This is a genomic window from Methylotuvimicrobium buryatense, from assembly GCF_005931095.1.
In the GTDB taxonomy this organism is placed as follows: Bacteria; Pseudomonadota; Gammaproteobacteria; order Methylococcales; family Methylomonadaceae; genus Methylotuvimicrobium; species Methylotuvimicrobium buryatense.
In genome coordinates this window covers 4653132-4665767 of sequence record NZ_CP035467.1, presented here as the reverse complement: position 1 = coordinate 4665767, position 12636 = coordinate 4653132, and the positions used below count along the sequence as shown (strand labels likewise).

9 protein-coding genes and 1 tRNA gene are annotated in these 12636 nt (G+C 49.2%); 2 read left to right on the top strand and 8 right to left on the bottom strand.

The features are described from left to right. Positions 1-398: 398 nt before the first annotated feature. From EQU24_RS20690 to EQU24_RS20650, 8 genes are all read right to left on the bottom strand, one after another. Positions 399-1736 (bottom strand): DEAD/DEAH box helicase, encoded by a 1338-nt coding sequence (locus EQU24_RS20690; RefSeq protein ID WP_017841737.1) that lies wholly within the window; start codon positions 1734-1736, stop codon positions 399-401. A 149-nt stretch (positions 1737-1885) separates the two neighbouring features. Next, complete coding sequence (locus EQU24_RS20685; protein ID WP_017841738.1) at positions 1886-3025, bottom strand: AAA family ATPase; 1140 nt, start codon at positions 3023-3025, stop codon at positions 1886-1888. Between the two features lie 443 nt (positions 3026-3468). After that, the gene (locus EQU24_RS20680) at positions 3469-3813 is read right to left on the bottom strand and encodes a hypothetical protein (RefSeq protein WP_017841740.1); all 345 of its coding nucleotides are present in this window, start codon (positions 3811-3813) and stop codon (positions 3469-3471) included. 3 nt (positions 3814-3816) lie between these two features. Continuing rightward, positions 3817-4407, bottom strand: a complete 591-nt coding sequence (locus tag EQU24_RS20675; RefSeq protein ID WP_017841741.1) for a hypothetical protein — start codon at positions 4405-4407, stop codon at positions 3817-3819. After that, complete coding sequence (locus tag EQU24_RS20670) at positions 4407-4640, bottom strand: helix-turn-helix transcriptional regulator (protein WP_017841742.1); 234 nt, start codon at positions 4638-4640, stop codon at positions 4407-4409. Before EQU24_RS20670 ends, EQU24_RS20675 begins: the two co-directional genes overlap by 1 nt. Positions 4641-4735: 95 nt before the next feature. After that, positions 4736-5341 (bottom strand): hypothetical protein, encoded by a 606-nt coding sequence (locus EQU24_RS20665; protein ID WP_017841743.1) that lies wholly within the window; start codon positions 5339-5341, stop codon positions 4736-4738. A gap of 805 nt (positions 5342-6146) precedes the next feature. Further along, on the bottom strand, positions 6147-7337 hold the full coding sequence (locus tag EQU24_RS20655) for a tyrosine-type recombinase/integrase (protein WP_017841744.1): 1191 nt from the start codon (positions 7335-7337) through the stop codon (positions 6147-6149). Between the two features lie 165 nt (positions 7338-7502). Beyond that, a tRNA-Leu gene (locus EQU24_RS20650) sits at positions 7503-7589 on the bottom strand. A gap of 424 nt (positions 7590-8013) precedes the next feature. On the opposite strand from EQU24_RS20650, the gene EQU24_RS20645 reads away from it, so the two are divergent. Both EQU24_RS20645 and EQU24_RS20640 read left to right on the top strand, forming a co-directional pair. Then, positions 8014-8685: a DUF3047 domain-containing protein gene (locus tag EQU24_RS20645; protein ID WP_235726421.1), complete on the top strand. Its 672-nt coding sequence runs from the start codon at positions 8014-8016 to the stop codon at positions 8683-8685. Between the two features lie 475 nt (positions 8686-9160). Next, positions 9161-12478, top strand: coding sequence for a DEAD/DEAH box helicase (locus EQU24_RS20640; RefSeq protein WP_017841746.1), 3318 nt, complete (start codon positions 9161-9163; stop codon positions 12476-12478). Positions 12479-12636 lie beyond the last annotated feature (158 nt).

The following is a 12636-nucleotide window of genomic DNA, read 5'->3' as shown; positions in this document are numbered from 1 at the left end:
TTTCGACTTCGTTACCCCTCGCGCGCGTGGTGTCGATGCTTTGAGTAGCCAATTGGCTACTAAAATTCCCGTTACCCATCGCGCGCGTGGTGTCGATGAGCTTGTGTCCCATGGGACACAAAGAAATACCTGTTACCCCTCGCGCGCGTGGTGTCGATGGCATGCTCAAAAATGGAACCAACTCAAACAAAAATGATTGTAAACAATAAAGCAACAACCGATTCTCTAGCATGATTCCGTGCCAACTCGACGCAAGCAAGTAAATATAAGACTTTAAGGCAGGCACGAATATTGGTATAGGTGCTGTTTCGTTTAGTGAAACAATAGAATTTTGCCCCTGTTTGGATTGCCGGCACATACTGCCTGTGCTGTTGCAGTATGGTCGAATGTCGTAATCGTCAGAACGGCTCACTCTTGATAACGTCGAATTCTTTAAGCTGGTAAATCGTGAGCCGCTTTTTAAAGGTCGAATACCCGAACGGGTGCCTATCGACAATATCTACAACCACTGCTTTAGTTTTGCCGGGATAAGGTCGTCTTGCTCTGCCGATGGATTGAATAAGCCTTGTTGCTGCCGGTGTCTCTTTCTCGATTGACGCGCTAACCGGAACCGCGAATACAACGCAGCCCACATGAGGCCAGTTGATACCCTCGGAAAGCAACGAAAGCGTCCCAACAATAAGTCGGTGATTGGGCGCATCCTTCATGCGCTGTTCGCGGTCCTTTTTGGGTAGCTGCCCATGAATCAATAAAACTTCCTCGCCTTCATCCTCGAACAGTTCGAACAATCGTTCTGCGTGTTCGATTGTTCCGGTCATGACAACAACCGATGTATCAACGGTCAATTCGATAGCCTCATCGACAATTAACTGATTACGCCCCTGATCCTCGGCCAGAACGGATAAGAACTCCTGCCACGAATCGACCATGCAATCGAACTCAATATGAATTACCCGGACCTCTACCGGCAATACAGCGCCTTCAACTTCGCCTTGATCGATCTCCGCGATAATCTCTCCCACGGCGGCAAAAATCATAAATTCTAGATCGTCCCGCCTCTGTGGTGTGGCGGATAATCCGAAACGATACTTGGCTGGAAGCTGATTGATCGTATTGAATGCCTGCCTTGCCGGTAAATTGTGGCATTCGTCAGCCAGTACAAGCCCGTAACTCATCCCGCTTAAATCACGATTGGAAAGCGTTTGCATCAATCCCACGGTGAACTGATCTCCTTCGGAACTCTTGCCGCCACCAATCAATCCGGCATCCAATCCGGTGAACTCTTTAATGGCCTCGATCCATTGCGCCGCCAAATCTTTTGATTTGACCAGGATCAAGCAACGCTGCCCCAATCTTGACGCAAGCTCGATTCCCATTGTTGTCTTTCCTGCGCCGGTCGGCGCCACTAAAACTCCTTGTTGGTGTTCCAGGACTTCATCCAGGGCGCGCTTCTGATAATCGCGCAACTCGATAATGGTTCTAATCTCAACCGGGTGAACTGTTCGGCGGTCGTCAATCTCGATACTGTCACGAAGTCGAACGCCCCTTGGCACCATAAGGCCGTTGTCGGTTTCGTCGTACAGCCTCAAATTTCGGGGGGTATTTCCGGCATATCGGCCTTGGTTTCTTGCCTCCATGTATGCCGGGTTTGGATAGGTTAGTTTTTCTTTACATGCCTCAACGATGTTGTCGGGCATATCGATTAATTCAATTTTTGAATGGATGATTGCTTTCATAATCTGTTGTCTGTTTGTGGTAACAAGGTGTGCGTATCAGGTGTGCGTTACATGCGTTACACTTCTAAAGAAGTGTGTAACGCAACGCAACGCCCGTTACACCCGTTACAATGTAACGTTTTGTAACGTAACGTAACGCCTGTAACGCCTTAAAAAATACGCCATGCGAAATTGTCATATTCAACGGTAAGACCTTGATTTAAAAGCTTATTTCTTACTCTCCAGAATGTTGTTCGTTTTGCTTTTTCGGTGCCTCCGTCAACGACGATAACCTTGTAAGATTTGGCCCTCCAGTGTTCGATATTAACCACCTTCTGATTGCGCCAACCTGTCCGGCCTGGACCGGCAAATTTCGCCTTGATTTCGCCGGTAGGTTCGACGCCGTGTTTGTCGATCGCTTCGCTTAGAGCTGTCAAAACGGCATCATCTCGAGCAGACAATTTTCGTTTTTTCAATTCCGGCTTGGCTTCGCCGTCGAAATTGAGATACGCGCTCGTTAACGGTTCGCCTTCTTCGTCACGCCAATCAAGAGGAACCACGTTAAAGCAAAACTTGATTGGCTTTGGCGGCTCAAAGTCTTTTGCCTTGTTGCAGGAAAGAACGACGTATTCATCTAATTTGACCGCGCTATATTCCGCATCCATCGCCGCGCGGATCGCTGAACTACCGCGCCCTCGGTCTTTTTCTCCGTGTCCACTATGGTGGACAATCAGAACGGCGCAACCAAGCGGCTTAATGTGGTTGTCCAAATTTGAAACAAGCTGCCCGATATCCTTGGCGCTGTTTTCGTCGCCGACCATGTTTCGGTGCATCGTATCAATGACGACTAAGCCGGGGTTTGGGCAAATCGCTTTGATACTCTCCGCAACCCACGCCGCATTCTGAGCATCGGCAAAATTGCCCGGTTGCTCGCTTATAAAAAGCTGTTCCGGTGTGTTCATTCCGTACTTTGATTCAAGCGCCTTGAGCCTTCGCGCCAGCCCTGCAAAACCTTCGCCAGCAATAATAACAACGGGGGCTTGCTTCACCTTTTGACCGTTCCAGGCAATGCCCGCCGCAACACAAAAAGACCAATCAAGCGCAATCAGTGATTTTCCGCTTGCGGGGGGGCCAAATAAAAGGTTTATGCTGGCTCGCTCGATGTAACCTTTGACCGCCCAATCAAGCGGTTTCGGTTCGCTGGTCAGCTTTGATGCTCGATGGAGTTTAAACTTCGGCGGCTCATCGATCTCTATTTGAATCAAGCCCGGCTCGACGACTTCAACACTCTCAAAAATATCGCCGTTCACGCCGCCGCCCTCCGTTTCGGCTCAATAACAACGAGCGGCCTACTAAGGTCAAACAACACAACCTTAACGGCGCCGGCCTCGAGCAGAAGCCGCGCCAGTTTAAAAAGCGTTTCGTGTGGCTCGGGTTCGCCACACGTCCAAATTTGACAATACCGGCCCGAAACCGGCCACTGATAAGCCGCTGGGTCATCTTTGGGGGGAAGTACGAGCTTTGGCGTTCTAGGCAGCCTCGTCTTGCTCCTTGCGACCTGCCAAGCGTTTACGCCGGTGTAAATGATACAGTCGTCGGTGTGCGCGTAACTGTTCATATTCCGCGCGTATGGGGGAAGTTTTTTGCTCATTTAGCAAACTCCATTTTGCCGGGTGTGCGCGTTCCATCCAATCGGGTTATAATTGCCCTTGGTGGGTGATGGAACGCGCAAAAGCCCGGCTTGATTGATTAATCAGCCGGGCTTTTTATTGCCCGTCTTTTGTGTGGCCGCGCGTTCAATTTGCCGCCTGTCCAGCTCCGCCCGTGCTTCGTCCGATACGAACACAGAAGCCGATACCGATCTTAGGGAGTCGTGAAGCCCCCAAAGGATGCAAGCAAGGTCTTTATCTCCCGGCTTTGAAATCGTCTCATCGGCCGATAGAACACACGCCAACGAATTTAGCGTTTCGGCCACGTTGTCACAGTGCATGGTTGCGGCTTCGCCTAAATTGGTGAGCCATTGAAGCTGGTCATCGGGTAATTGCTCTTTGGCGTGGTCGAATAGAACAGTAAGCGCGTTTCCTGAATGGCATATCATGGCTTAACCCTCCGCCCGCGATTGACGAATGAACCGGCAATAATCGGCCATTCTCTGTGCGTCGATCTCTAGGCAGAGTAGATCTCCCTCGGTTGCGCCATTGGTGAACAAATCGGCATCAACTCGGGTAATCGATTCGACAAGCCTATCAATCCTACGTTTTAGGGTAACGTTTTTGGATGCTTGGGACTGGTTGCGCTGGTACGCTGGTTTTGATGTGGTCATTGCGGTAACTCCACTTGATAAGGAATAACCGCCACGGATACTTCTCACGGTATCGGGTGGCGGGCTTAAGCAGGGTGAGAAACCGCCAAGTGGAGCGGCCAGCGCCGAACGCTGCCTGAATAAGCCCGCCATAACAGAATAGACACGGATTAAGGCCGTGCTGAATGGTAGGCATAAAAAAGCCGCTAAAGGCTGCGGCGTTTTGATCGCCACTTGAAACGGGTTCTCACGCCCGGCGCTCGTTTTTTTCGAGTGCGCTGAAACTGTACCGCATAGAATCTTATCAGTCAACTTCCAGCGCTTTTTTCTGCGCCGCTTTAACCGGCTTGGCTTGGTGTTCGGGTCGGCTTGGTAGACTGCGGCAAACATTACGCGGCCTCCTCGATGAGTTTGCGAATATCCTCCGCCCGCCATGCGGTTGTCCTGGTGCTCAATTTTACGCCGGCTGGATACCGGCCCGACTTAACGCCCCTCCACCAGGTCGTTCGGGAAACCGGAATAATTGCCGGGGTGCCGGTCTTGGGGTTGCCTAGGATTTGCCAAATTCTGAGAAAGCCGTTTTCAGGAATTACGTTTGCTTGATTGGTGCTTGATTGTGTCATTTTGTCTTTCCGCGTTTGTTAATGTCGCGGTAAAGACTAAGGGATACACACAAAAAACAATGGCAAGAACATTTAAAAAATTCTAAAACTTCTTGTCATTGAAGGTTCATAACATCCCGGGTCGTTAGCGGCTCGTCTGGTTGCTCCGATACATTAGCTAAAGCAGCAACAAGACTATGATGTGGCTTTTTAAGCAGTAAAAGTGTTTTTTCTTTAAGCAATCGCGCCTTGACCAATGCCCGCGCCCGGCTTTGGTTTGACAGTGTTTTTTTGTTCGCATACGCCCCCGCTCCGGTGGCGTCTTGGTCGCATATTTCAGACATGATTACCAATAAGCCCAATAGTTCGTTTTTCAGAATATCCGCGCGGTAAAATCTTGCAGTTTTGCCAAAGTTTGTAGCTTTGTCGGCATAACGCTGTAACAAGTTAGGGTCGGTCATGCTCAATTGCCTCTGTAATTCAGCCGCCGCGCTACCTAATTCGTTTAATCTTATCGGCTTTGATTCTGGGTTGACTTGAAAAGCATTAGCGGGAATCGATGCAATATGTAGAAGATCGAAAAGAACCGCCTCATCAAACGATTTTGATAGCTCAACCAAGTTCCTAGAAATCTCAGCATCATCTAAAAGCGCCGTCTTAATATCTCGAAAATTCGAATTGATGGTACGGTTACGCAATGCGAAAAGAAAGGGATGATCCATTGATAACACTCCGTTACAAGTGTGCCGTTACGAAAAGCGCAAAAGTGCAGTCGACTGCACTTTTGAATCCAACAAATAAGGATTAACCGGAAACGGGGTAACGAATCCCGCTTGTTGGCCCGTCGGCCTATCCGGTTAAAGTCGATTGTATCAAAAGTTCCCAAAAGCGCACTGCGATTTGGATTTATGCACCTCGCGCGTGGTGTCGGTGTCTCGGGAATTTCTTTGTGCACTATAGTGCACAAACCGTTACTCCTCGCGCGTGGTGTCAGTCTGGGATTTCTTTGGCGCCTATAGGCCCCCAAGCCGTTACCCCTCGCGCGCGTGGTGTCAGTTTTCCCCCATGGGGGAATTTAGCGACTTTTGTACGTTACCCCTCGCGCGCGTGGTGCCTCGTTTGTCTACCATGGTAGACAAAGAAATCCCCCGTTTCCCCTCGCGCTCTGGGATTTCTTTGTTGCCCATGGGCAACTCAAGCGATTTATGCACCTGTTACCCCTCGCGCGCGTGGTGTCGATGGTGCAAAAGAGTTTGTCCACAATTGTGGACAAGTTACCCATCGCGCGCGTGGTGTCGATGGAAGTGCAAAAAAGTTTGTGCGCCATGGCGCACGTTACCCCTCGCGCGCGTGGTGTCGATGTTTGTCTCCAATTGGAGACAACCTTACCAAATACCCCGGCACTTACGGCACTTAACCGCCGTATTACGGCACTTATAATTTACAAGTGCCGTACCGTGAAGCCGCGCCGTTACTGGGTTTACGGCGGTTACGGCACTTACGGCACTTAGAAACCTACCTTTCCTATTAGCTTACCTTCTTAAACGGTATAACCTCCGCTCCATTTCTTAATCCGTCCAAATGATCTGCCCACGCTTGCATCATCTTTACCCGCTCCGGTAGATATTGCGCCCGGTTATAGGCGGCCCTCACGTTATCGCGTGGCATATGGCAGAGCTGCCGCTCGATCGCATCGGGAGAGAATCCTAATTCGTTCAGGATCGTTGAAGCGACACTTCTAAAGCCGTGCGCGGTCATGGTCTTGCCGTCATAGCCCAATGTCTTTAGGGCTTGGTTTACGGTGTTTTCTGATAATGGACGGCCCGGCCTTGTGGTGAATACATAGCCTTGGTTGCCGGTCAGGGCTTTAACGCTTTCTAGGACTTCGACCGCTTGACGGCTCAAGGGTACGATGTGCTGCACTTCTGTCTTAGTGACTAAATAACGCCACTCTCGCGACTCAAGGTCAATATCCTGCCATCGCATTTGGCGGATCTCTCCGGGACGTTGAAAGAGCAGTGCGGATATTTTTAACGCGCACTGCGTAACAAATGTTCCTTGGTATCCGTAAATGTCGCGGAGAAGTACCGCTAATTCTCGCGGTTCGGTGATTGCGGCTCGATGCTCGACTTTAAACGAGGGGATTTGTTTTGCTACCGGCTGCGCGGGGTCGTAGTCGGTCAGGCCGTGAGCGATCGCATAGGCGAACACTGAGGATATATCCGCCCGCGCCCGGTGCGCTGTCTCAAGCTGCCCTGATTCGATCAATGGCTTTAGTGCCGTGTAGATATCGGGGGCCTTAATCTCAATTAAAGGCTTTGCGCCGATCTGTGGAAAAAGGTGCATTTCGAAGCGCCTGATTCGTTTGCCGTGCGTAATGGGTTTTATGGTGTGTTCTATCGATATTGCCCACTCACGCGACACGCGCTCGAATGTGTGCGTCATGGCGTGGTGTTCGGCCTTCTGCTTTGCGCTTGGGTCAATCCCGGACTTTATCTGCTTCCTTGCATAGTCTCGCTTGTCTCTAGCTTCCTTTAGGCTGATATCAGGATACACGCCCAACGCTAAAAGCTTTTCCTTGTCGTCTATTCGATATTTCAGTCTGAAATATTTGCTACCGTTTGGCTTAACTAATAAGAACATCCCATTTTCATCGTAGAGCTTGAAAGCCTTTTCGCGGGGTTTGGCGTTTTTACAGGCAAGGTCTGATAGGGGCATGGTGGGGTATCTCCTGACTGGGGTATTTTTGTACCCCTGAAAGATACCCCAAAGTACCACTAGATTGCAACGTACCATATGGCACTGTAACGGACATAAAAAAGCCCGCGAACCTAGTAGATTAGCGGGCTTTCGTACTGTATGAGACTTGGTTGAATTCTTAAATGGTGCCTGGGGCCGGAATCGAACCGGCACGCCCTTTCGAGCGAGGGATTTTAAGTCCCTTGCGTCTACCAATTTCGCCACCCAGGCATTTAAGGATGTCGTAGAGCTGTGCATTGTACCTTATGCCGGACGGAATTCGCCAGTATTTTTTTACTTGCGTTTTGTTTCTAGCGAAACGGATTTTTCTTATTAAGATACGCTTACGGGCAAATTGATAAAACGACGATATGTTTCGATTTCGCAATGTAGAATGTTTTCATAAGCGTCAACTTAATGCCTATTCTATAGTGCATTTGCGGCTTTATTCGTTATCTCGCTAAGGATTGCCGATATCCAGATTAGATGGGATCTGAAGATACGCATAGCCATCCGTAGTCCTTGATTCCGCCAATTCCTGACGTAATGACGCGTTTTTCCTTAAATTGGCGCCTACTTGGAACGTTCTTCCGTTTTGCCATTGCCTGGTTTCGAGATACGTTTGAAATCAATACTTTTACTTGAGGAACACGTTTTGCATTCATCATTTCTGAGTTCGTTTTTTATCCGTTGCTTGTTAATCGCTACACTCTCGGGGCTTGGCTCGGTTTCTGCCGATACAAGTCGGCTAGTGGTCGGTGAATTCTCCTCCGGCAGCCTTGCCGGCTGGAAACCTAAATCGTTTAAAGGCACTACGCTTTATACGATCGAGTTGTTGGATGATGTTCGCGTATTACGAGCGAAGAGCGATCGGGCTGCGTCCGGTTTATTTAAAGAACAGCGTATCGATCTTCAAAAAACGCCTTATTTGAATTGGCGATGGCGCATCGATAACCGTTTGGGAAAGATCGACGAGCAAAGTAAGTCCGGCGACGATTATGCGGCCCGTGTCTATGTGGTGGTTAGCGGCGGCTGGGCATTCTGGCGAACGCGGGCGATCAATTATGTTTGGGCCGGCAATTCGCCGAAAGGCAAGGTTTGGCCGAATGCTTTTGCCGGTAGTAATGCGATGATGATCGCTTTGCGTTCGGCTGACGATCAAACCGCTACTTGGTATCAAGAAAAACGTAATGTACTCCGCGATTTGGAAGCGCAATTCGGCGAACCTATTCGCTACATCGATGCCGTGGCATTGATGACCGATACCGATAATGCCGGCGGCAGCGCCGAGGCTTATTACGGGGACATCTATTTCTCCCGGGATTGATTGTAAGGAATATGCACAAAATAACTGCTACAAGTAGTAGGCTTTGCGGCGATTCGGTGACTCGCTTGACAGGACGCCGTGAATACTTCCATGTAGGCTTGACGGCGGCGACTGATTGCCAAGGATGGTATGAATGCAGATTTTGCAGGAGCAAAAATCTGCCCTGCCGCCGACACCTGTCAATCGAGCCACCGAACCCCCTCCTAGAAGTTGTCGATGTTATTTCATGATCGTTACTAAGTATTCAGTCCCCCTTCTTTGAAAAAGAGGGGCTAGGGGAGATTGTTTATATAAATCCCCCTCACCCCCCCCCTTTTTCAAAGGGGGAGGACAATGTTGCGGTAATTTGCCAACGGGGCCTGAATACTTACGAAAAAATTCATTTCGTTATAACGTCAAAAATAAAACCGCGCATCGGCATTGTTTCGCGCAAAGTATATAATGACCGGTTTGCCGACTTTATTCAGACGTAGCAATGACCGATCAAAAGAAGATTTTAAGCTCCGATATCCGTTACGAATGCGGCGACTCCGCTTATACGCGCGGGCTCAGCTATTACCAAAGCGGCATGGTATCGAAAATGAACATTACCGAAGAGAGTGACCGGCATGTCCAATTGAAATCTACGGTCAAAGGGAGTGGTAACAACCATTATCGACAAAATATAGAAGTCACCTGGAACGACAAATTCAATAATGTTGAAATCGTCGGTTATTGTTCCTGTCCGATGCATTTTAACTGTAAGCATGTCGCGGCGGTTTGCCTTAAATACCGCAATGACATGACTGACATGCCGATAAAAACCGCTAGCCATGCTTCAAGTTGGCTGGGCTGGCTAGAAACCCTTAACAAACAAACATCCGCCAAATCGCCTTATCAAGATTTTCTTGCCTATACCCTGCTGCCGGCCTCGAAAAAAGGGGAGTTCAATCTCGATTTGACGATTACCCGCGAAAAGAAAACCGGCGGCTTATCCAAGGGCCGTAAAACTACAGTCAATAATCTGCGCTATGGGTATGCTTCAAACACTTATTTTCAAGAAGGCGACGAAGAACTCATTCGTTTAATCACCGCCTTACCAAGTACTTATGAAGGCGTACCGATCATTAACGGCGCGACCGGTTATTTGGTTTTGACGCAAGCCGTTAAAACCGAACGTTTGTTTTATCAATCATTGGACGAACCGGCGATAAGGAGCGGCGAATTACGCGATTTAAATTTCGAATGGCTCATGCAGGATAATGGCGATTTTCAGTTGGTGTTGAGCATCGAACATGACGCTATTTTAATTTTGACCGAACCGCCGATGTATCTGGATCCGGCAAACGGTTTAATCGGGCCGCTGAATGTGCATGGAATCGATTTTCAACAATTGCAAAAAATTCTGACGATTCCGCGTATTCCCGCCGAAGCCGCCGAAGAGTTTAGTGAGCGTTTAACGCTTCAACATCCCGAATTACCCTTACCGCCGCCGCGCAGGATTGAAATCGTTGAACTGCGGGGTCAAAAGCCCCGCCCTTTACTAACATTGTTCGGCACGCAATTTACGACTTCGAATTATGTCCATGCAATGACGGTCGGTTTCGATTATGCCGGGCATATTTTTGCGGCGCATCCGCTCGATAAAAACCAGGCGCACAGTTTTTATTCGAAAACGGATAATGCTTCGGCCGAATCCGAGCGCCATGTTTGGGAAGTGATTAAAACCGAACAAGGCTTATTGCGTATCGCACGCGACCAGGCTGCCGAATCCGAGGCGATTCAACGCTTAACCGACCAAGGCTTTCGTTCGATGGATTGGCCCGGCAACACCGAATTTGTCATGACGGCGCAGACGGATCCCTCCGATGCCAATGGGGCGATTCGATGGGGCGTATTCTTGCAAAATACCGTTCTCGAACTGGAGCAAGCCGGTTGGCGGATTGAAATTAACGATAGCTTTTTGATGAAATTCCAGGAGGCGGATACTTGGAATGCTGAAATCGACGAAAGCGGTAACGATTGGTTTGAAATGCGTTTTAATATTAACGTGGATGGTCAGTCGTTACCGCTTTTGCCGTTGATCATGCCGGTGTTGGAAAATTTTAAGGCGGGCCAATTGCCCGAAATGCTGAGTATTCCGATGGGAGAGCATCAATATTTGAATATTCCATCCGAACGCATCAAGCCGTTTTTGGATATCTTGTTCGAGTTATTCGATGCAGGTACTTATAGTAAAGAGGGCGTATTGACCCTATCTCGTTTCAATGCGGTCGCATTAGCCGATCTGGAAACGCACAGCTACGGTCTTTTCAGCCTAAAAGGCGGCAAGGCGCTTCGAGAAATTGCTAAGAAGTTACGAGATTTCAAAGGTATCGCCAACGTTGCACCGCCCGATGGCTTGAAGGCGCAGTTGCGCGACTATCAACAACTGGGGCTCAACTGGCTGCAATTTCTACGTGAATATCAATTCGCGGGGATTTTGGCCGACGATATGGGGCTCGGTAAAACCATTCAAACGCTAGCGCATATACAACTGGAAAAAGAGCAGGGACGATTGACCGCTCCCTGTCTAATCATCGCCCCGACCAGCTTGATGGGAAATTGGCGGCGCGAGGCCGAGCGCTTTACACCGGATTTGAGAGTCTTGATACTACAAGGCGTCGACCGAAAACAGCATTTTCATAAAATCAACGATTTCGATATCGTGCTGACGACCTATCCTTTACTGCCGCGCGACGAGGAGGCACTGACCGAGCCCGATTATCATTATTTGATTCTCGACGAGGCGCAAATTATCAAAAATCCTAAGGCCAAGGCGTCGGCCATTGTCAGAAGAATCAATGCGAATCATCGTTTATGTTTGACCGGCACGCCGCTGGAAAATCACTTGGGCGAATTATGGGCGCAATTCGATTTCTTGATGCCGGGCTTTCTCGGCGACAGCGCTTTTTTCAAGCGCATATACCGTACGCCGATCGAAACCCACGGCGACTTTGAGCAACGCAAGCGCTTGTCGCGCCGGCTCGAACCTTTTTTACTGCGCCGGACCAAGCAAGAGGTTGCCAAGGAGTTGCCGCCGAAGACCGAAATGATCCGTTCGGTGCCGCTCGACACCAAACAGGCCGCCTTATACGAGAGCATCCGTTTGACCATGGAGAAAAAGGTTCGCGATGCGATCGCGCAAAAAGGGCTGGCGCGCAGTCACATTACGATATTGGATGCCTTGCTGAAACTGCGCCAAACCTGCTGCGATCCGAGAACGTTAAACTTGAAAGAGGCTCAAAAAGTCAAACAGTCGGCTAAACTGGATCTATTGATGGAATTGCTGCCCGAGTTACTTGAGGAAGGCCGAAGAATCTTGGTATTCTCGCAATTCACGAAGATGATCGCGCTCATCGAAACCGAATTGAAAACCCGCAAAATTGCCTATAGCAAATTGACCGGGCAAACTAAAAACCGCGACGAGGTGATTAATTTATTCACCGGAGGCACAGTCGACGTATTCCTGATCAGCCTTAAGGCGGGTGGTGTCGGCTTGAATCTTACCGAAGCCGATACCGTGATCATTTACGATCCCTGGTGGAATCCTGCGGTGGAAAGCCAAGCCGCCGACCGGGCTTATCGAATCGGTCAAGACAAACCGGTATTCGTTTATAAACTGATTACCGAAAACACGGTCGAAGAGAAAATCCTTGCCTTGCAGGAAAAAAAGCGTGTATTGGCGTCCGGGGTTTATCAAGAGAACAACGAGCAAAGTTTTAATCTGACTGCGGAGGATTTGACTGCATTGTTCGATCCGGTACAGTCGTAGGCATTGATCCAATAAAAAGCATTTTGTCTACGAAACACACGAAAATATTTGATATCTTGGCAGGCTGGGGTTTGCAGCCGGCGAAACGAACGACGGCGCCAGCCAAAACCGTTTAAAAATTGCAAACTTCGTGTAATCTGTGATCTTCGAGATCCATC

Bases quoted from the DNA above. Each gene is read 5' to 3' on its own strand.
- EQU24_RS20675 (WP_017841741.1), bottom strand. From the start codon at position 4,407: ATGTTTGCCGCAGTCTACCAAGCCGACCCGAACACCAAGCCAAGCCGG.
- EQU24_RS20640 (WP_017841746.1), top strand. From the start codon at position 9,161: ATGACCGATCAAAAGAAGATTTTAAGCTCCGATATCCGTTACGAATGC.
- EQU24_RS20680 (WP_017841740.1), bottom strand. From the start codon at position 3,813: ATGATATGCCATTCAGGAAACGCGCTTACTGTTCTATTCGACCACGCC.
- EQU24_RS20670 (WP_017841742.1), bottom strand. From the start codon at position 4,640: ATGACACAATCAAGCACCAATCAAGCAAACGTAATTCCTGAAAACGGC.
- EQU24_RS20665 (WP_017841743.1), bottom strand. From the start codon at position 5,341: ATGGATCATCCCTTTCTTTTCGCATTGCGTAACCGTACCATCAATTCG.
- EQU24_RS20690 (WP_017841737.1), bottom strand. From the start codon at position 1,736: ATGAAAGCAATCATCCATTCAAAAATTGAATTAATCGATATGCCCGAC.
- EQU24_RS20655 (WP_017841744.1), bottom strand. From the start codon at position 7,337: ATGCCCCTATCAGACCTTGCCTGTAAAAACGCCAAACCCCGCGAAAAG.